This window comes from Streptomyces sp. NPDC031426, assembly GCF_055581585.1.
Genome location: NZ_JBVIJE010000003.1, coordinates 354,274 through 373,111 on the forward strand (window position 1 = coordinate 354,274; position 18,838 = coordinate 373,111).

Annotated in this window: 17 protein-coding genes; 8 read left to right on the plus strand and 9 right to left on the minus strand. The window is 73.0% G+C overall.

Annotated features, from left to right (window positions below):
• Positions 1-129: 129 nt before the first annotated feature.
• A complete protein-coding gene (gene absR1, locus ACZ5NH_RS07120; RefSeq protein WP_468773331.1) occupies positions 130-1,212 on the minus strand; it encodes a beta-glucuronidase AbsR1 in 1,083 nt (360 codons plus the stop codon).
• 94 nt (positions 1,213-1,306) lie between these two features.
• Between absR1 and ACZ5NH_RS07125 the strand changes: the two genes are divergently transcribed.
• The gene (locus ACZ5NH_RS07125; RefSeq protein ID WP_468773332.1) at positions 1,307-3,016 is read left to right on the plus strand and encodes a LuxR family transcriptional regulator AbsR2; all 1,710 of its coding nucleotides are present in this window, start codon (positions 1,307-1,309) and stop codon (positions 3,014-3,016) included.
• An 8-nt stretch (positions 3,017-3,024) separates the two neighbouring features.
• Here ACZ5NH_RS07125 and ACZ5NH_RS07130 read toward each other — a convergent pair whose 3' ends face one another.
• Entirely contained in the window at positions 3,025-5,628 is a 2,604-nt protein-coding gene (locus tag ACZ5NH_RS07130; RefSeq protein ID WP_468773333.1) for a CHAT domain-containing protein, read from the minus strand.
• An 85-nt stretch (positions 5,629-5,713) separates the two neighbouring features.
• On the opposite strand from ACZ5NH_RS07130, the gene ACZ5NH_RS07135 reads away from it, so the two are divergent.
• The 3 genes from ACZ5NH_RS07135 to ACZ5NH_RS07145 are packed head-to-tail and all read left to right on the plus strand — an operon-like array spanning position 5,714 to position 8,249.
• Positions 5,714-7,138, plus strand: coding sequence for a S8 family peptidase (locus ACZ5NH_RS07135; protein ID WP_468773334.1), 1,425 nt, complete (start codon positions 5,714-5,716; stop codon positions 7,136-7,138).
• The gene (locus tag ACZ5NH_RS07140) at positions 7,135-7,773 is read left to right on the plus strand and encodes an RNA polymerase sigma factor (protein ID WP_388626736.1); all 639 of its coding nucleotides are present in this window, start codon (positions 7,135-7,137) and stop codon (positions 7,771-7,773) included. The genes ACZ5NH_RS07135 and ACZ5NH_RS07140 overlap by 4 nt, the downstream gene beginning before the upstream one ends.
• Positions 7,770-8,249, plus strand: a complete 480-nt coding sequence (locus ACZ5NH_RS07145; RefSeq protein ID WP_468773335.1) for a hypothetical protein — start codon at positions 7,770-7,772, stop codon at positions 8,247-8,249. Before ACZ5NH_RS07140 ends, ACZ5NH_RS07145 begins: the two co-directional genes overlap by 4 nt.
• Before the next feature lie 22 nt (positions 8,250-8,271).
• Here the strand turns inward: ACZ5NH_RS07145 and ACZ5NH_RS07150 are convergent, their stop codons facing one another.
• From ACZ5NH_RS07150 to ACZ5NH_RS07160, 3 genes are all read right to left on the minus strand, one after another.
• Positions 8,272-9,495 carry a cytochrome P450 gene (locus ACZ5NH_RS07150; RefSeq protein ID WP_388626732.1) on the minus strand — a complete coding sequence of 408 codons (1,224 nt, stop codon included), beginning with the start codon at positions 9,493-9,495 and terminating at the stop codon, positions 8,272-8,274.
• A 91-nt stretch (positions 9,496-9,586) separates the two neighbouring features.
• Positions 9,587-10,366 carry an N-formylglutamate amidohydrolase gene (locus tag ACZ5NH_RS07155; protein WP_468773336.1) on the minus strand — a complete coding sequence of 260 codons (780 nt, stop codon included), beginning with the start codon at positions 10,364-10,366 and terminating at the stop codon, positions 9,587-9,589.
• 220 nt (positions 10,367-10,586) lie between these two features.
• On the minus strand, positions 10,587-12,806 hold the full coding sequence (locus tag ACZ5NH_RS07160) for an NADP-dependent isocitrate dehydrogenase (protein WP_468773337.1): 2,220 nt from the start codon (positions 12,804-12,806) through the stop codon (positions 10,587-10,589).
• Between the two features lie 373 nt (positions 12,807-13,179).
• Here ACZ5NH_RS07160 and ACZ5NH_RS07165 point away from each other — a divergent pair, with 373 nt between their 5' ends.
• Complete coding sequence (locus tag ACZ5NH_RS07165; protein ID WP_468773338.1) at positions 13,180-13,347, plus strand: hypothetical protein; 168 nt, start codon at positions 13,180-13,182, stop codon at positions 13,345-13,347.
• Positions 13,348-13,836: 489 nt separating this feature from the next.
• Here the strand turns inward: ACZ5NH_RS07165 and ACZ5NH_RS07170 are convergent, their stop codons facing one another.
• Complete coding sequence (locus tag ACZ5NH_RS07170) at positions 13,837-14,043, minus strand: DUF4186 family protein (protein ID WP_468773520.1); 207 nt, start codon at positions 14,041-14,043, stop codon at positions 13,837-13,839.
• A 21-nt stretch (positions 14,044-14,064) separates the two neighbouring features.
• Between ACZ5NH_RS07170 and ACZ5NH_RS07175 the strand changes: the two genes are divergently transcribed.
• The 3 genes from ACZ5NH_RS07175 to ACZ5NH_RS07185 all read left to right on the plus strand — a co-directional run bounded on the left by ACZ5NH_RS07175 (position 14,065) and on the right by ACZ5NH_RS07185 (position 17,087).
• Entirely contained in the window at positions 14,065-15,639 is a 1,575-nt protein-coding gene (locus ACZ5NH_RS07175) for an ABC transporter substrate-binding protein (protein WP_468773339.1), read from the plus strand.
• A 105-nt stretch (positions 15,640-15,744) separates the two neighbouring features.
• Positions 15,745-16,428, plus strand: a complete 684-nt coding sequence (locus ACZ5NH_RS07180; RefSeq protein ID WP_450985503.1) for a uracil-DNA glycosylase — start codon at positions 15,745-15,747, stop codon at positions 16,426-16,428.
• A 209-nt stretch (positions 16,429-16,637) separates the two neighbouring features.
• Entirely contained in the window at positions 16,638-17,087 is a 450-nt protein-coding gene (locus ACZ5NH_RS07185; RefSeq protein WP_468773340.1) for a hypothetical protein, read from the plus strand.
• Positions 17,088-17,104: 17 nt separating this feature from the next.
• On the opposite strand, the gene ACZ5NH_RS07190 is transcribed toward ACZ5NH_RS07185, so the two are convergent.
• From ACZ5NH_RS07190 to ACZ5NH_RS07200, 3 genes are all read right to left on the minus strand, one after another.
• Positions 17,105-17,407 (minus strand): hypothetical protein, encoded by a 303-nt coding sequence (locus tag ACZ5NH_RS07190; protein ID WP_468773341.1) that lies wholly within the window; start codon positions 17,405-17,407, stop codon positions 17,105-17,107.
• A gap of 277 nt (positions 17,408-17,684) precedes the next feature.
• Positions 17,685-18,197 carry a DinB family protein gene (locus ACZ5NH_RS07195; RefSeq protein ID WP_468773342.1) on the minus strand — a complete coding sequence of 171 codons (513 nt, stop codon included), beginning with the start codon at positions 18,195-18,197 and terminating at the stop codon, positions 17,685-17,687.
• A 43-nt stretch (positions 18,198-18,240) separates the two neighbouring features.
• Positions 18,241-18,831, minus strand: a complete 591-nt coding sequence (locus ACZ5NH_RS07200; protein WP_468773343.1) for a TetR/AcrR family transcriptional regulator — start codon at positions 18,829-18,831, stop codon at positions 18,241-18,243.
• Between the last annotated feature and the right edge of the window lie 7 nt (positions 18,832-18,838).

An 18,838-nucleotide genomic window follows, 5' to 3' on the forward strand; every position in this document is an offset into this window, starting at 1 on the left:
ACCCCACACGCTTATCCCCTCCTCCCCACACCCCCCCCCCCCCCCCCCCCCCCCCCCCCCCCCCCCCCCCCCCCCCCCCCCCCCCGCTCCCCCGGTGCCGGACATGTGGTCGGTGTCGTCCGTGTGCTGTCACCAGCACATGACCGCCGTCTCCCCCGAACCCCAGGTGGAGTAGAGGCGGACGCGGACGACATAGCGGCGGCCCTTGACGAGCCGGACCCCGACGGCGGCGTTGCCCGGCGTGCCGCCGTCGTCGTGGCCCGCGAGGAAGCGCGGCACCCCGTCGCGCTCCTCGAAGACCACGAGCATCGCGTCGGCGTCGCCGAAGGTGCCCACGGTGTAGTCGCGGGTCTCCGGCGGCTCGACGGTGAAGTCGGCCTGCTCGCCCGGCCCGAGGCCGAGCGGGGCCGACCGGAACGGCAGCAGCTCGGCCGGCCCGGCCGGGTCGGCGGGCGGGTACCAGCGCAGCACGAACTCCTTGTCGGCCGGGGACGGGTCACCGGACGGAGACAGCCCCCCGCGGTACTGCTCCGGCTCCAGCACCAGCCCCGGCCCGAACGGGAACGTCATCACCGACTGCGGATCCCACACCGAGCCGCTCGCCTCGCCCGCGTCCAGCTCGCGCAGGACGTTCGTGTACGCCGTCTCCCGGCTCCAGAAGTTCGGCGGGCCCGCCAGCTCGGCGTACACGGCCTCGTCGTCCCAGTGCAGCCCGGCGTACGGGCTCTGGTGCTCGTGCACCATGCCGAGCGCGTGCCCGATCTCGTGCAGTACCGTGCCGCGCTCCCCGGGCCCGGTCACGTCCCAGCCCAGGTTCATGGTGCGTTCGCTGCGGCCGACCGACAGCGCCTCCCGGCCCACCGCCGACCAGGAACCGCCGCCGGCCTGGAACCCGATCCGCAGCTCAGCCTCGCGCGGGTCGCCGACCTCGGCGAACGTCACGCCGATGCCGAGTCCCTGCCACTCGCGGAAGGCTTCGCGGACGATGTCCCGCTGCTCCTCGCCGCCGGCCCACGGCACCCGGCGCAGCTCACCGGTCCCGGGGACCGGGATCACCGAGGCGTCGGAGCCGCCGTAGAGGTAGTAGTGCAGGACGGTGCCGTTGACCCACATCCGCCGCCCGGCGAGCAGCGCGTCCCGCCGCTCGGCGGTCAGCCCCGGTGCGAAGCACGGGGCCGGCTGCCGTGGGAGCGAGCAGAGGCGTCGGGTCATGCGGCCAGCGTGCCCGCCCCCGCGGCCGGGCGCTTGAGTCGGGGGCTACTCAAGTCGCCCTGTATCAAACCTGAGTACCCGCGCTCTGCATGGTGTGAGGACTTACGAGCAGGACGCCAAGACGCTTCAGCTGCCCTGGCCGTTCACCGGGCGGGAGGACGAACTGGAACTGGTCCGCGCCTCGTCGGCCGGCGGCGGGCACGGCATCGTGGTGACCGGGCCGGCCGGCCACGGCAAGACCCGGCTGATCAGGGAAGCGGTCCGGGGCACGGAGCACGCCCTGGTCACCGGCACGCCCGAGACCCGGGGCCTGCCCTTCGCGGCGTTCGCCCACCTGCTGCCCGACACCGTCTCGCTGCACCGCGCGGTGCGGATCCTGGCCGGCGTACGGCTCCTCGTCGTGGACGACGCGCATCTGCTGGACGAGGCCTCCGCCGCCCTCGTCCACCAGCTCGCCGTGCACGGCCGCACCCGGCTCGTGGTGGCCGCGGTGGACGGCGCGCCCGCGCCCGGCGCGGTCTCCCGGCTGTGGACCGGTGAACTGCTGCCCCGGCTGGCCCTCGAACCGCTGCCCGGCGAGGACGTCGCCCAGCTGCTCGCCGCCGCCGGGCTGGAACCGCTCACCGTCCGCCGCCTGCACCGGATGTGCCGGGGCGATCTGCGGCTGCTGCGCGACCTGGTCGCCGCGCTGGGCAGGACGGGGCGGCTGATTCCCGTGCCTGGTACGCAGGAACGGGCCTGGCGGGGGCCGCTGCCGGTCACCGCGGCCGTACGGGAGCGGCTCGCCCCGGTGCTCGAACGGTCCCGCTCGGATGAACGGGACACGTTGGAGCGCCTGGCCTTCGCCGAGCCGCTGCCCCTGCCGCTGGACGACCTCGAACCGGAGGTCCTGGAGCCGCTGGAGGCCGACGGGCTGATCCATGTCGACGACCAGGACGGAGCCGTCACCCTCGCCCACCCCCTGCACGGGGCGGCCCTGCGCGCCACGGCCGGCCGGCTGCGGGCCCGTCGGCTGGCCGGCGCGCCGCGCGACCACGGTCCGGCCCTTGAGGCCGAACGGCGGCTCCTGGTGCGGGCGATCGAGCGGCTCGATGTGCGGTCGGTGCCCACCCCGGTGGGGGAGTGGCTGGTGGCGGAGGGTGCGGTGCTCCCGGCCGGGTACGCCGCCGTGCGCGCCCGGTTCGCATGGCTGCGGGGGGAGGTCCGGGACGCCGCCGCCTGGGCGCGGGAGGGGCTGCGGGGCGCGCCGGGAGATGACGGATGCCGTGCGGAACTTCGCCGGGCCGGTGGGGAGTCGGACCCGAGCGGGGAGGACGACGTGTACGCCCGGTACGACGCCGTACGCCTCGGTTACCCGGAACGGGCGGCCGGGCGGTTGCCTGCGGGGAGCGTGTTCGCGCGGCACGCCGACGCGCTGGCGCGAAGGGACGGGGACGGCCTGGACCGGGCCGCCGAGGCCCTGGGAGAGCACGGCTTCCTGCTGTTCGCGGCCGAGGCCCGGGCGCAGGCCGTGCGGGTGCACCGCGATCCGCGTGCCGCGCGGGCGTCCCGGACCCGCGCGGTGGCGCTCGCGCGGCGCTGCCAGGGCGCACGGACGCCCGCCTTGGCCGGGCTGGTCCTCGGCGAACTCACCGCCCGGCAGCGGCAGATCGTCGCGCTCGCGGCGGCGGGGCTCAGCAACCGGGAGATCGCCGAGCGGTTGACCCTGTCCGTGCGGACGGTGGGGAATCATCTGTACAGCGCCTACAGCCGTCTCGGCACCGCCGATCGGGGAGCGTTGCCGTTGCTCTGTGCATCGGCGTGAGGGCGTTCTCACGCCGCCCCGAAGGCCGCGAAGGCCCATCCCGTTGCCTGGTGCACCGCGTCTCCCGGCAGCGCGCTGCGGGCATCCCTGAGTGCCTCCGCCAACGAGAGCCCCGCGCCCAGGCCCTTGTGCAGCGCCAGCATCAGGGGGACCACGGCAGCGTCGTTGACCGGTGCGCTGCTCGCCACCACCCCGGCCGTGCCGAGCGGCAGCAACGCGGTGACGAGACCGAGGAGTTCGTCGGCGCCGACGGAGGCGAGGCGGGCGGTGTCGCAGCTGGAGAGAATGATCCGGTACGGGCTGCGGGTGAGCCGTTCGAAGTCGTGCACGATCAGCGGGCCGTCGGCCATGCGCAGGGCGGAGAACAGCGGGCTGTCGGCGCGGAACGTGCCGTGGGCCGCGAGGTGGGCGAGTGCCGCGCCGTCGAGGTGTTCCAGGACCCGCGGGACCTGGGCGGCGTCGCCCTCCAGGACGGTCGCTGTGCCGTAGCGGGCGGCCAGTTCCGGTACTTCCGCGCCGCCGGTCGCGAGGCCGGGCCCGCGCACCAGTACGGGCCGGCCGCCCGGCGGCGGCTCGGTTTCGCGGGCACGCAGCCAGCTGCCCGCCGACGGGGACACGCTGAGCACCCTCTCGCGCAGCGCGGGCAGCAGCGCCCACGGCACCCGGTGCAGCGCCCCCGGTGGCACGACCACCACCGGGCCCGGGCCAAGATGCGGTACGGCCCCGCCCAGCAGCAGTTCCTGCAGCCGCAGCCCCGCCGCCTCCACCAGCGGCAGCCGGGCCTCGGCGCCGGGGTGGGCGAGGCGCCGCAGCCCGGCCTGGACGTACTCGGCCTCGGCCACCGCCTCGGCCAGCGGGCCGCCGGTGAACCGCCGCACCCGGCCCTGTCCGCACAGCAGGACGTGCACCCGCCCGCCGACCACGGCGAGTTCGACCAGGCGTGCCTCGCCGAGCCGGTCCAGCAGCCGGGCCACCTCGAAGCGTTCGCCCTCGTGCGGCGCGGAGCCGCGTATGTGGTGGGTGCGGGAGCGGATCTCCCGTTCCAGGCGCCGATGTTCGCGCTCCAGCGCGGGCACCGGACGGCCCTCCATCCGGGCCTCCTCGGCGCGGGCCGCGATCTCCCGGTAGGCGGTCAGACCGCTCAGCAGTGCCGGGTCGGCGGGCGGCCGGGTGGGCGGGGCGGACAGCACGGTCGCCCGCCAGCGCTCGCTCCATTCCAGCAGCCGGCGGGGACCGCCGTGGGTGAGGCTCACCTCCTGGGCGAGCGCCGCCAGTTCGGCGCCCTGCGCGGTGGCGTGCGCCCGCAGCTCGGAGGCGCCGAGGGTCATCCGGTGGTCGTCCAGCACGTCCAGGCCGCGCCGGCAGGCCTCCAGCACGCCCCGCCGGGACCCGGCCGCGCGCGCCCGGAGCGCCTGCGCCGCCCAGCCCGTCACCCGGGCCGGCGGCGGGCCGCCGTACCGGCTGCGCGCGGCCACCGCCAAGTGGCGTTCGGCGTCGGCGGTCCAGCCCAGTGCGAGCGCGATCCGGCCCGCGAGGAGGGAGGCCTCCGGTGCCGCGGGGGAGCCGAAGGAGGCCAGCTTCTCGGCGACCGCCGCCGCGTCCGCCACCAGCCGCCCCGAGCGGCGACCGGCCGCCACCCGCGCCTCGATCAGCACCAGCCGGGCGTGCTGCTCCCACCACATCCGGCGCTGCGCCGCGAAAAGCCGTACGGCGACGGCGGCGCGGGCCACGGCGGTGTGCGCGTCCCCGGCCGAACGGGCGGCCCGCGCGGCGGCCAGCAGCAGCTCGGCCTTGCGGGTGGACTGCCCGCCGATCCGGTCCAGCAGCGCGATCGTCGCGTCCGCCTCGGCGAGCGCCTCCGGGGCGAGGCCGGCCGCCATCAGCACCTCGCAGCGGCGCAGCGCCAGCATGTAGGTGGGCGTGCCGAGTTTCGCGTACCGCTCCTCCGCCTCGTCCAGCAGCCGCAGCGCGGCCGGGATGTCCCCGGACCGGAAGGCGGCGAGCCCGCGGCTCTCCACCGCGTCGGCCTTGTCGTGCTCCTGGCCGGTGGTGTCCCACAGCCGCTCGGCCGCCGTGAAGTCGGCGACCGCCCGGTCCACCGCGCCGAGGGCCAGATGCACGGTGGCCCGCAGGGTCAACGCCCGCGCGGTCCAGATGTCGTCCCCGAGCTGCCGCAGCACGGGCAGCGCCCGCCGTACGTCCTCCAGCGCCTCCCGGTGATGCCCCAGCACCCACCACACATATGCCCGCCGGTACAGCACCCGGGCCCGGGTGTGCCCGCTGCCCCGGGCGACCCCGCGCTCGAAGGAGGTGAGCCCCTGCCGCGTGCGCCCCGCGTGCACCAGTGCGACCCCGAGCGTGGCGAGCACATCCGCCTCGCGGTCGGCCGACTCGGCGCGCGCGGCCAGGTCCCGGGCCCGGCGCAGATGACGGAGCGCGATCCGCAGATCCCCGAAGTCCCGCTGCCAGATGCCGAGCACCTGGTGGGCGACGCTGGCGTGCAGCGGCGGCGGACCGGCCCCCAGCACCTGTTCCGCGCGTGCCCGGGCCTCGCCCGGGTCGGCGAACACCAGGGGCAGCAGTTCGAGAACCGACTCGCTTCCCGCCGTCACGTCTCGCATGGTAGTGGCCACCTGTATCAGACGGTGGCCCCGCGACTCTCACTGTCGAACACCGTCTTCAGGGGGAGGACAGGCCATGGCTCCACAGCGGTTCCACGAGCAGTTCGAGCACATCCAGCGCTCCATGCCGGACACATCCCTTGCCATGGGGCCGGACGACGACGCCCACTTCCTCTACGAGAAGGGCGTCGTCCTGGCCCGAGACGGCGAGGAGGCCCGGGTCGTCGAGGACGCCGTGCGCGCCCACTTCACCGCGACCGAGGGGCTGCTCCCCGACCATGTCCGGCGGGACGGCCCGGAGAACAACCGCACCGGCGTCACCCGCATCCGGGTCGCCGATCCGAGTTCCGGCGACGACACCGTCCCGCACGCGCTGCGCGCCGTGCGGGAGGCCGAGGACCGCCAGGGGCGCCGGCTGGTGAGCCGCAACCATGTGGTGCACATCGCGGTCAACGCGTGCCCCGGCGACGAGCCGGTGCCGGTCGCGCGCACCCAGATGGCCAACCCGGCCGCCGCCGAAGGCGGTTACGACGCGGACAGCGCCGTCGGGGTCCTCGTGATCGACACCGGCCTGGTGCACGACCACGGCTCCTGTCCGCTGCTCGCCCACACCACGGGCGACGCCCAGACGGCCGAGACCGACGCCGACGGCGTGCTGCGCCAGTACGTCGGCCACGGCACCTTCATCGCCGGAATCCTCGCGGCCGTCGCGCCCAGCACCGACATCACCGTCCGCGGCACCCTGAACGACGCCGGGGCGATCCTGGAGTCCGAGTTCGGCGCCCGGCTCTTCGAAGCGGTCGACCAGGGCGGCTGGCCCGACATCATCAGCCTCTCCGCCGGCGCCACGACCGAGAGCGGCGACGGCCTGCTCGGCCTGGACGCGTTCATGCGCGAACTGCGCGAGCGGCGCACCCTGCTGGTGGCCGCCGCCGGCAACAACGCCAGCGACACACCGTTCTGGCCCGCCGCCTACGCCGCCCTGCCCGAGTACGCCGACAGCGTGCTCTCGGTCGGCGCCCTCCGCGCCGACGGCGACGGCGCGGCCTGCTTCAGCAACCACGGCCCCTGGGTGCGGGTCCACGCCCCCGGCGAGCGCCTCACCAGCGCCCTCACCGGCTTCGACACCCCCGTGCCGTACATCTACCAGCACTCCACCTACGACGCCTGCCGGTTCGGCTTCGACTATCCGTGCACCTGTCAGTTCCCGCGGCACACCGGCGTGCTGAGCGAGGGCCGGGAGAGCACCGGGGCCAAGCCGGACCAGGTGATGTTCGACGGCCTCGCGCAGTGGAGCGGCACCTCCTTCGCCACCCCGGTCGCCGCCGGTCTCGTCGCCGCGCTGATGGCGGCGCAGGGGGAGCGCGACCCGCGCACCGCGCTCGCCCGGCTGCTCGCGGCCACCACCGACACCGCCGTGGTGCGCGGGGCGCATGTCCCGGCGCTCCGGCCGGCCGGCTGGCGCCCGGTCCCGGTCGTGGCCCCGGCCGTGCCCGTATGAGGTCCGGAACGCTCCGCTCCACGGCGTACGATGACGTGCCGTACACGAGGGGTGGAGCCGTGGACCGAACAGAGGTCGGCGCGCTCGTCCAGTCCGCCGTCGACGGGGACGCCGCGGCCTGGAAAGCGCTGGTGGAAGGGATGAGTCCGCTGGTGTGGTCGGTCGTGCGCGCACACCGGCTCTCCGACGCCGACGGGCACGAGGTCTACCAGACCGTGTGGTTCCGCTTCGCCCAGCATCTGGGCCGGATCCGCGAACCCGACAAGGCGGGTTCCTGGCTGGTCAGTACGGCCCGCCACGAGTGCCTGAAAGTGCTCAAGAGCCTGACCCGGCTGACCCTGACGGACGATCCACGGGTGCTGGACCGGGCCAGCGACGAGCGGACCCCGGAGGAGTCGCTGATCGACTCGGAGGAGGCGGCGGACCGGGCCGAGCGGGTCCGCCGCCTGTGGCAGGAGCTGGACGGCATGGGGGAGCGCTGCCGGCAGCTGCTGCGCGTGCTGGTGGCCTCCCCGCCGCCCAGCTACGGTGAGATCTCGGCCGCGCTCGGTATCGCGGTCGGCAGCATCGGACCGCTGCGCCAGCGCTGTCTGCGCCGGCTGCGGGCCCGGATGGACGCACGGGGTGCGGCGTGAACGACGACCATCGGTTTCCGGAACCGGGCACGACGGACGAGGAGTTGGCGGACTCCCTGCTGGAGGAGGAGCTGCGCCAGGCGGCCGCGGTGCTCGACCCGGTCCCGGACACTCTGCTCCAAGTGGCCCTGGACGCCTATGCGTTGCACGATCTGGACGCGCGGATCGCCGAGCTGACCTTCGACTCGCTGGTGGACGCGCTGCCGGTCCGGGGTATACCGGACACCCCGCGGATGCTGACGTTCAGCGCGGGCGAGGTCACCGTCGACGTCGAGGTCACCGAGGACGGGCTGATCGGTCAGGTGCTGCCGCCGCAGTCCGCGCGCATCGAGGTGCTCGGCGGCCCGCGGACCGCTCTCCCGGTCGCGGTCGACACGCTCGGCCGCTTCACCAGCGACACACCACCGGCCGGCCCGTTCGCCCTCAGGCTGCGGACCGGCACGGAGGTGATCGTCACCGAGTGGCTGCGGGCCTGACCCCGCTCAGGACGTCACGACGTCACACGGACCAGGTCACGGGCAGCGTCCGCGGCCCGCGGATCATCGTCCTGTGCCGCCATCGCACGTCCTCGGCCGGCACCGCGAGCCGCAGCCCGGGCAGCCGGTCCAGCAGGGTGTCCACCAGCAGCTCGGTCTGCAGCCGGGCGAGCAGCGTGCCGGTGCAGAAGTGCGGGCCGTTGCCGAACGCCACGTGCGGGTTGGGATCGCGGTCGGGGTCGATGCGGTCCGGGTCCGGGAAGACGGCCGGGTCGCGGTTCGCGGCGAGGTAGGAGACGTAGACCGGCTCGCCCGCGGCGATCCTGTGACCGGCGATCTCCACGTCCTCCAGCGCGATCCGGGCGAGCCCGACCGAGCTGCGGTGCGGGATCCACCGGAACAGCTCGTCGAGCACGGGACCGCGGGCCTCGGGCCGCGCCCGCATCCGCTCCATCAGCTCCGGCCGGGTCAGCATCAGGTACAGCATCTGCCCGCAGTTGTGCGTGACCGCCTCGCCGCCGATCTGCAGCGGGCCGGCCAGCCCGACGGCCTCCTCCTCGCTGATCTCCCCGCGCGCCACGGCCCCGCCCAGCATCGAGTAGACGTCCTCGCCGGGGCTGTGGGCGCGGGCCCGGACGGTCGTGGTGATCCACCCGTACAGGCCCTCCTTGGCCCGGCCGGCCGCCTCGGCCCCGTTGGTGGAGATGATCTCGCGGGTCCAGGCGTGCACCTGCGCCCGGTCGGCGGCGGGCACCCCCATCACCTCGCTGACCACGGTGAGCGGGAACGGCTCCAGCACCCGCTCCATCAGATCGGCCGGCGGCCCGTCCCGTACGACGGACTCCACCAGCTCGTCCAGGACCGCCTGCGCGCGGGGCCGCAGCCGCTTCATGGCGCTCACCGTGAAGGCGCCGGCGACCGGCTTGCGCAGCCGGTTGTGGTCGGGCTGGTCGGCCCAGGCGAGCGAGCCCGGGCGGGGCGCGAAGTTCGGCGCCATGCGGGTCACCTGGCGGCCGGTCACCTCGGCGCGGCTGAAGCGCGGGTCGTTGGTGATCAGCTTCACGTCGTCATGGCGGGTCGCCAGCCACGCCCAGCCCTCGCCGAACGGCAGCCGGATCCGGGTCAGCGGACCCTCGCGCATCAGTCCGGCGAGGACCGGGTCGAAGTCCGTTCCGTCCAGGTCGGGTGTGGGCCAGTCCCGTACGGGCGGCGGGGCGTGGCCGGTGAGCGTGGTCTCCTCGGTCATGCGCACCACATTGGTATGGGGGCGGGGCGTTGTCCTGTCGGAGTGCGCCAGGTGGGGGGCCGGGCGCCTGACGGGGTGCCGCTGGGGCGCTTCAGACCGCGTCCACGAGCCCGGCCAGCGCGCCCGCCAGCCGTTGAAGTCCCGGGCCGGCCGGTCCGCCCGGCTCCGCCATGTAGGTGTCCCGGCGGATCTCCACCATCAGGGCGGTGACCCGTGCATCGGTGCCGTAGAACTCCAGGGGCACGTACGTCCCGGCGAAGGGGCTGTCCAGTCCGATCCCCCCGCAGTCCGCGAACGCCTTGCGTGCCGCGTCCGTCAGCTCCGGCGGGGTGTGGAAGGGATCGGTCCCCAGGCACACCGGTGGACGCGGCCCGGTGCCGTGCAGCTCGTAGGGCAGCGGCTGGGTCGGATAGGAGTGCACGTCGATGATGACGGCCCGCCCGGCCGCCGCCAGCCGTTGTGCGACCGCCTCGGTCATGGCCCGCGCGTAAGGCCGGAAGTACCGCTCCAGCAGCGGCCCCGGATCGGTGTCCGCGGGCCGTAGTTCGCTCCGGTGCGTGGTCCGCGTGTATACGGCGCCCATGCCGACGGCCGTCATCTCCTCGCGCTCGTCCGGGAACCGCTCCGGGTCCACGACCAGGCGGGACAGCCGGTTCACGAACCGCCATGGGGTGACGGCCGCGAGGCCCGCGGCCCGCTCGGCGAGCTCGGCGGTGTGCGCGTCCGTGATGTGGTCCAACTCCCGCTCCAGCGCGGCGTCGTCCGGCACGATCCCGCCGCGCACGCCCTTGGGGATCGCCCGCGCCGAGTGCGGCACGTGCAGCAGGACGGGCGACTCGGGGGCACCGGGCAGGAGTTCGAAGGAGGACACAGGTGGCTCCGGGGTCGTCGTCAGTGGCGTGGTGCGGCAACAAGGTGCCACAGCGGTAACGCGTCTGGGAGGGCGATCCGGCTCGCCTGTGGGAGCGCGGGGCACCTGCTTGGCCCGCCGCCCCGCACATGCCTCCGCCCCGGCCGGCGTTGCTGCCGGCCGGGGCGGAGGGCCACTCACGAGGGCGGTTCAGGTGCCGCAGGCACTGGCGCCGCAGGCACTAGCGCAGGGACGCCAGCGCTTCGTTCCAGGTGGCCGACGGGCGCATGACCGCGTCCGCCTTGGCCTTGTCGACCTGGTAGTAGCCGCCGATGTCGGCCGGCTTGCCCTGGACGGCGATCAGTTCGTCCACGATCTTCTGCTCGTTCGCGGCGAGGGTCTCGGCGAGCGGAGCGAAGGCCTTGGCCAGGTCGGCGTCGTCGGTCTGCCGCGCCAGCTCCTGCGCCCAGTACAGGGACAGGTAGAAGTGGCTGCCGCGGTTGTCGATGCCGCCGACGCGACGGGTCGGGGACTTGTCCTCGTTGAGGAAGGTCGCCGTGGCGCGGTCGAGGGTGTCGGCGAGGACCTTGGCACGGGCGTTGCCGGTGGCCGTCGCGTACTGCTCGAAGGAGGGGACGAGCGCGAAGAACTCACCGAGGGAGTCCCAGCGCAGGTAGTTCTCCTTGACCAGCTGCTGGACGTGCTTCGGCGCGGAGCCGCCGGCGCCGGTCTCGAACAGGCCGCCGCCCGCCATCAGCGGGACGACCGACAGCATCTTGGCGCTGGTGCCCAGCTCCAGGATGGGGAAGAGGTCGGTGAGATAGTCGCGCAGGACGTTGCCCGTCACGGAGATGGTGTTCTCGCCGCGGCGGATGCGCTCCACCGACAGCTTGGTGGCCTCGACCGGGGACAGGACGCGGATGTCCAGGCCCTCGGTGTCGTGCTCCGGCAGGTACTGCCGGACCTTGGCGATGAGCTGCGCGTCGTGGGCGCGGTTCTCGTCCAGCCAGAACACCGCCGGGTCGCCGGTGGCGCGGGCGCGGGTGACGGCCAGCTTGACCCAGTCGCGGATCGGGGCGTCCTTGGTCTGGCAGGCGCGGAAGATGTCGCCCTGCGCGACCGGCTGCTCGATGAGCACCGTGCCGGCCCGGTCGACGAGGCGGACCGTGCCCGCGGCCGGGATCTCGAAGGTCTTGTCGTGGGAGCCGTACTCCTCGGCCTTCTGCGCCATCAGGCCGACGTTCGGCACCGAGCCCATGGTGGACGGGTCGTAGGCGCCGTTGGCCCGGCAGTCCTCGATGACGGCCTGGTAGACACCGGCGTAGGAGGAGTCCGGGAGGACGGCGAGGGTGTCGGCCTCCTGGCCGTCCGGGCCCCACATGTGGCCGGAGGTGCGGATCATCGCCGGCATGGAGGCGTCGACGATGACGTCCGAGGGCACGTGCAGGTTGGTGATGCCCTTGTCGGAGTCGACCATGGCGAGGGCCGGGCCCTCGGCGATCTCGGCGTCGAAGGAGGCCTTGATCTCGGCGCCCTCGGGCAGGTTGTCCAGGCCCTTGAGGATGCCGCCGAGGCCGTCGTTCGGAGTGAGGCCGGCCGCCTTGAGGGTCTCGCCGTACTTCGCGAACGTCTTCGGGAAGAAGGCGCGCACCACGTGACCGAAGATGATCGGGTCGGAGACCTTCATCATCGTGGCCTTCAGGTGCACGGAGAACAGGACGCCCTCCTGCTTGGCGCGGGCGACCTGCGCGGCGAGGAACTGCTCCAGCTCGGCGACGTGCATGACGGAGGCATCGACGACCTCGTCCTTCAGCACCGGCACGGACTCGCGCAGCACGGTGGTGGTGCCGTCCTCGGCGACCAGCTCGATCCTCAGCGCGCCGTCCTCGGCGATGACGACGGACTTCTCGGTGGAGCGGAAGTCGTTCTCACCCATGGTCGCCACGTTGGTCTTGGACTCGGGGGTCCAGGCGCCCATGCGGTGCGGGTGGGTCTTGGCGTAGTTCTTCACCGAGGCCGGGGCCCGGCGGTCGGAGTTGCCCTCACGCAGCACCGGGTTGACGGCGGAGCCCTTGACCTTGTCGTAGCGGGCGCGGATCTCGCGCTCCTCGTCGGTCTTCGGGTCGTCCGGGTAGTCCGGCAGCGCGTAGCCCTTGCCCTGCAGCTCGGCCACGGCGGCGCGCAGCTGCGGGATGGACGCCGAGATGTTCGGCAGCTTGACGATGTTGGCCGAGGGGGTCTTGGCCAGGCCACCCAGCTCGGCCAGGGCGTCCGGGATGCGCTGGTCCTCGTTCAGGTACTCCGGGAAGTGGGCGATGATGCGTCCGGCCAGCGAGATGTCCCGGGTCGTCACGGGCACACCGGCCTGCGAGGCGTACGCCTGGACCACCGGCAGGAACGAATGCGTCGCCAGGGCCGGGGCCTCGTCTGTGTAGGTGTAGATGATGGTCGAGTCAGTCACCGGGTGCTCCGCTCCACGTCTGCAACATTGCTCGACATCAAGATATCTCGTGATCGGGTTCGGCTCGACAGGGGTCCCTGCCGGAAAACGTCGCGCGTCGGCGCAACCGGTAGCCGCCTTTGGTGGCCATGACAAATGATCGCCCGCGGACCACGGGTGATCGTCGCCCGCGGACCACGGGTGATCGTCGCCCGCGGACCACGGGTGATCGTCATCGACCGGCGGCCGGACCGACCACACGGCCGCCCGAGCAAAGGCGACCATGAGATATCGCAGCACAGTGACGGTCCCGGCGGCCGCGCTGATGGGACGGCGGCACTGACGGTGGGCGCACCGGCCCAGGCGCGCCCCTCCGCGCACGGCGGCCGCGCGCATGGCGGCGGCGGCCCCGGGCCCGGAGACCCTCGACGACCCGGTGTTCCCCTCCCTCGGCAACAAGGGCTACCGGGTCTCGTCCTACGCACTGGACTTCGCGTACGACGCCGCGACCAGGAAGGCCGACGCGACCGCCACCCTGAGATCCGTACCGACCGCCCGCTGACCCGCTTCTCGCTGGACGCCCTCGGCCTGGGCATACGCTCCGTTCAGGTGGCCGGTGCCGCCGTGTCCTTCGCGCAGGTGGGCGAGAAGCTGCGGATCACGCCCACCCCGCCGCTGGACGCCGGGCTCTCGGTCCCGGTCGTCGTCACCTACTCCGTCGACCCCCGCGCCACCCTGGCCCACACCGCCTGGGTGCCCACCCCCGACGGCTTCGCGATCTGCCCGCAGCCGAACTCCGCGCACACTGTCCTCCCGCCAGCTGGTCGGCGAGGACGTCTTCCACGCCGTCGAGCGCGCATTCCTGGACCGCTGGGCGACTGGCTGTACGGCACGAAGACCCCGCGCATGCCGGGCCACCCGGACTGGACGGTGACCCGGTCACCTCGTCGCTCATGGCCCCGCACAGCAGGCGCGGCGGCCACTGGCACGAGAACTCCGCGACGCTCTGACGCGACGTTCTCGGCAGCGGCGTTCGCGGCCGGCGCCGCGATCAGCGCCGGCGGGCGGGGCCGGGGCCGGTCCCGCCCGTCATCTCCCGCTCGATCCACCGGCAGATCACGTCCACCACGTACACATGCTCGGCACGGGTCAGCTCCCGTCCCCTGGGAATCCCGTGCCAGCGCTCCAGACAACCCCGGCAGCAGGTGGCCGTCTCAGGGCGTCGAACGCTGCGGTATGGTCTGCCGACCCTTGGTATGGCAGATCGAGGAGCGTGCGCGTGTTCAACCGGAACCGATTCCTGCGGAGAGTCGCGGCGATCGCGTCCATATCCCTGGTGGCCGGCTGCAGCCTGCTGTCCGACAACAACAACGGCAAGGGCCCCATCGTCGTCGGCACCACCAGCGCCCCCAGCACGCTGGACCCCGCCGGCGCCTGGGACGGCTCCTGGGAGCTGTACCGCAACATCTTCCAGACGCTGCTGGCCTTCCCCAGCGGTGCCGCCGCTCCCCAGCCCGACGCCGCCGAGAGCTGCTCCTTCACCGACGCATCGAGCCGCACCTACCGCTGCACGCTCCGCGCGGGCATGAAGTTCGCCGACGGCGACCCGCTGAACGCCCAGGCCGTCAAGCACTCCATCGACCGCATCCGCACGATCGACGCCCCCGGCGGCCCCGCAGGTCTGCTCGGCAGCCTGGACCGGGTGCAGGCGCTCGGCGACCGCGAGATCGTCTTCCACCTCAACCAGCCCGACGCCACCTTCCCGTTCGTGCTGGCCACGCCCGCCATGTCGATCGTCGACCCGGACGACTACCCCGCGCGCTCCCTGCGCAAGGACGACAACGTCTACGGCTCCGGGCCGTACAAGGTCCAGTCCTACGCGGAGGGCAAACAGGTCGTCCTCGTCGCCAACGGCAACTACCAGGGCTTCGCCAAGCGGCAGAACGACGCGGTGACCATCCGCTACTTCCAGGACTCCGCCCAGATGGTCAAGGCGCTGCGGGACAAGCAGATCGACGTCACCTACCGCGGCCTCGCCGCCGACGACATCCTCGCCCTGCAACAGCACAGCGACAGCAACCTCCAGCTGGTCGACGGCTCCGGCATCGACATCAGCTACCTGGTGTTCAACCCCAAGGACCCCTGGGCCAAGGAGCCCGCCGTGCGCAAGGCCGTCGCCCAGATCGTCGACCGGGGTGCCATCGCGCACAAGGTATACAAGGACACCGTCGACCCGCTGTACTCGATGGTCCCGAAGGGCCTGACCGGACACACCACCGGCTTCTTCGACAACTACGGCGACCCGAGCGTCCCCAAGGCCCGCAAGATCCTCTCCGACGCGGGCATCCACCAGCGCGTGCCGCTCACCCTCTGGTACACCACCGACCGCTACGGCTCCGAGACCGCGCTGATGTTCCAGGAGCTGAAGCGGCAGCTGGAGGCCTCCGGGCTGTTCACGATCACGCTCAAGAGCCGCCCCTGGAAGACCTATGTGGTCGGCTACCAGAACGGCGAGTACCCGGTGTTCGGGCGCGGCTGGTTCCCCGACTTCCCCGACGCGGACAACTTCATCGCCCCGTTCGTCGGTGAGCACAACGCGCTCGGCACGCCCTACCCGGCCAAGGAGATCACCGACAAGCTGCTGCCCCACTCGCGTGCCGAGAGCGACCGCGCCCAGACGGTCAAGGACATGGAGCAGGCCCAGCAGATCATCGTCGGCGACGCGCGGCTGATCCCGCTGTGGCAGGGCCGGCAGTTCATCGCCGCCAGCGAGGACATCTCCGGCGGCGAGCAGGCCCTCGACCCGTCGACGATCATGATGATGTGGGCGCTGCACCGCAAGACCAGCTGGTGAGCCCGGTGAACGGCCCTTGCGGCAGCGATTGTCAGTGGTCACCTGTAGGTTCTGAATCCTGCAAGTGACCGCACGACGTAGTCGATCGACCATGAGGACGTTGACGTGACCGACATCGCCATGCTGCCCGAGTCCTGGCGCGGGGTTCTGGGCGACGAGCTGCAGCAGCCCTACTTCAAGGAGCTGACCGAGTTCGTCGAGGAGGAGCGGGCGAAGGGTCCCGTCTACCCGCCGCGCGAGGAGGTCTTCGCCGCGCTCGACGCGACGCCGTACGAGCAGGTCAAGGTCCTCGTGCTGGGCCAGGACCCGTACCACGGCGAGGGCCAGGGCCACGGCCTGTGCTTCTCGGTCCGCCCCGGCGTGAAGACCCCGCCCTCCCTGCGCAACATCTACAAGGAGATGCAGGAGGAGCTGGGCCTGCCGATCCCGGACAACGGCTATCTGATGCCGTGGGCCCGGCAGGGCGTGCTGCTGCTCAACGCGGTCCTCACGGTCCGGGCCGGCGAGGCCAACTCGCACAAGGGCAAAGGCTGGGAGAAGTTCACCGACGCGGTGATCCGCGCGGTGGCCTCCCGCCCCGACCCGGCGGTCTTCGTCCTGTGGGGCAACTACGCGCAGAAGAAACTGCCGCTGATCGACGAGAAGCGGCACGTGGTGGTCAAGGGCGCGCACCCCTCGCCGCTGTCCGCGAAGAAGTTCTTCGGCTCCCGCCCCTTCACCCAGATCAACGAGGCGATCGCCGCGCAGGGCCATGAGCCGATCGACTGGCGCATCCCGGATCTGGGCTGAGGACGGGGGCGCCTCGAAGCCGACGGAGGCGCAACTCCCAGGGGCGCACGGCTGCAACACATGCGGCTGCGCCGCGTGGGCGCGACCAGCCCTCCACCGGCCCGCAGCCGACCACCGGCCCACGCCACAACGGCGCCGCCTGCCGAGGAATCCAGACGGCGCCCTTTAGCGTCGGGACCACACAGCGGTCGACAGCCCGGAGGGCACCCGTGGCGGAGCAACAGGAGCAGGCGGCACCGGATGCCCTGCTGACACGGATCGGGCAGATCGTGATGCTGCACCACGGGGGCGACCGCGAGGAGGCCCGCAGCCGCTTTCTGAATCTGTGGGCGGAGATCGGCGAGGACGGCGACCCACTGCACCGCTGCACCCTGGCCCACTACCTCGCGGACACCCAGGACGACCCGGAGGACGAACTCGCCTGGGATCTCAGGGCGTTGTCGGCGGCGGAGGACCGGGGCGCTCCGCCGAGCGTGCGGGGGTTGGTCCCCTCGCTCCATCTCGATCTTGCCGCCGACTATGTGAAGCTGGGCCGGGACGAGGCGGCCCGCAGCCATTTGCGCCGGGCGCGCGATGCCGCGGACGTCCTGCCCGACGACGGGTACGGCGATGGGGTGTGGGCCGCGATCGGGCGGCTGGAGTTGCGGCTGGGTGACTGACGCCTTCCGGGTGCGCTTCAGTGGCCGTACGTCTGCTGACAGATCTCCGCCTCCGGGCTGTCTGCCCGCCAGCCGCCGTACTGCTTGCCCAGGGCGCATGCGTTCGGGGCCTTCGGGACCGCGTTGGGCAGGTCCGGGGCGGCGGCGTGCGACCGCCGGGGGCGCTCGTGGGGACGGGACGGAGCGGGGGGAGCCGCCGGAGGTTGATGTACGACCCGGGGTGCCTCCACCGACGGATGCGGCGTGGCCGGCGTGGCGCGGCTCGGGTGCCGGGACGGCCCCGTCATCTCCAGTGCCTCCTGGGCCGGTGCCTGTACCATCCGTGGCTTCACGCTGCCGTCCGGCCGGGGTGCGGTCGGGAGCGAGGGGGCCGTGTCCCTCGGTGGCGCGGGTGCCGCGGGGCGCTGTACCGTCACACAGCCGGAGAGGGCCGAGACGGCCACGGTGACCAGGAGCGCTGTGGTGGTCGTCGTTCGATGCACCCGGTCAACTCTGCTGGTTCGGTGCCCGGGTTGGCACCAGGGAGCCGAGGTTGTTGCCCCCGCACGGGTGATCTCGTGCCCCGTACGGAGGGGTTCGGGGTGACGGGGCTGACGTTCAGTCGCCAGTGGTGCCGTCGATCCGTTCGCGGATCAGGTCGGCGTGGCCGTTGTGCCGGGCGTACTCCTCGATCATATGGGTGTAGATCCAGCGCAGGCTGAACGGCTCGTCGCTGAACCTGCTCGATCCCTCGGACAGATCGTCGAGAGCGAAGCCGGCCGCGTTGCGCCGGGCGATCTCGATCTCCGCCTGCCAGGTCGCGTACGCCTCCTGCCAGGTGTCGGCCTCGGTGAGATGGAACTCGCCGTCCCGGTCGTCCTCCGTGTAGTAGATCGGGCCGGGTTCGTCGCCCACGAGCACCTTGCGGAACCAGCCGCGTTCCACCTCCGCCATGTGCCGCACCAGACCCATGAGGGACAGCTCGGAGGGCGGCACGGACGCGGTCCGCAGTTGCTCGTCGGTCAGGCCCTCGCACTTCCAGGCCAGCGTCCGGCGGTGGTAGTCCAGCCAGCCCTCCAGCATGGCGCGTTCACCGGCGTTCAGGGCGGGCTCTCGGCGTTCGGTCGTCATGCCCGTATCCTCGCCGAGGTTCCATGGCCTCCACCAAGGGTTTTCAGCGGCCCAGCATCCCCGCGAGCAGTTCCCGCAGGCCCTTGCGGATGTCCTCCAGGCCCGGCTGATCGGCGCTGAACGACCCCGCCGCGCAGGAGAACATCAGCCCGTCCGCCCAGGCGACCAGGGACAGCGCATGCCGGGCCGGGTCGGGTGAGCCCACGGCGGTGAGCATCGCGGCCAGTTGCTCCCTGAAGGCGGCACCGGTCCGGTCGTAGAAGGCGCGCAGTTCGGGGCGGCGGGTGGCCTCCAGGGCGAGTTCGTAGCGGGCGATCAGCAGGTCGCGGCCCCGGGTCAGGGAGCGGTGCACGGCCAGCGCCAGCCCGTCGGCGAGGGCGTCGGGTCCGCCGCTCGGATCCGGCATCTCGGCCAGGTCCAGTACCCGTGCCTCACGCTCGGCGTGCCGCCGTACCGCCAGTTCCAGCAGGGCCTGCCGGGTGCGCGCCACGTTCGACGTCGAGCCGAGCGGCAGCCCCGCCGCCTCGTCCACCGCACGGTGCGTCAGCCCGCGCATCCCACGCTCGGCGAGCAGGGCGAGGGCTGCGTCGGCGACCAGGTCGGCACGGGAGGCGCTGGGGGTGCGTACGGACATGAGGTGA

Bases quoted from the DNA above. Each gene is read 5' to 3' on its own strand.
- ACZ5NH_RS07190 (WP_468773341.1), bottom strand. From the start codon at position 17,407: ATGGTACAGGCACCGGCCCAGGAGGCACTGGAGATGACGGGGCCGTCC.
- ACZ5NH_RS07140 (WP_388626736.1), top strand. From the start codon at position 7,135: ATGAGGTCCGGAACGCTCCGCTCCACGGCGTACGATGACGTGCCGTAC.
- absR1 (WP_468773331.1), bottom strand. From the start codon at position 1,212: ATGACCCGACGCCTCTGCTCGCTCCCACGGCAGCCGGCCCCGTGCTTC.
- ACZ5NH_RS07165 (WP_468773338.1), top strand. From the start codon at position 13,180: ATGGCGGCGGCGGCCCCGGGCCCGGAGACCCTCGACGACCCGGTGTTC.
- ACZ5NH_RS07150 (WP_388626732.1), bottom strand. From the start codon at position 9,495: ATGACCGAGGAGACCACGCTCACCGGCCACGCCCCGCCGCCCGTACGG.
- ACZ5NH_RS07195 (WP_468773342.1), bottom strand. From the start codon at position 18,197: ATGACGACCGAACGCCGAGAGCCCGCCCTGAACGCCGGTGAACGCGCC.
- ACZ5NH_RS07200 (WP_468773343.1), bottom strand. From the start codon at position 18,831: ATGTCCGTACGCACCCCCAGCGCCTCCCGTGCCGACCTGGTCGCCGAC.
- ACZ5NH_RS07135 (WP_468773334.1), top strand. From the start codon at position 5,714: ATGGCTCCACAGCGGTTCCACGAGCAGTTCGAGCACATCCAGCGCTCC.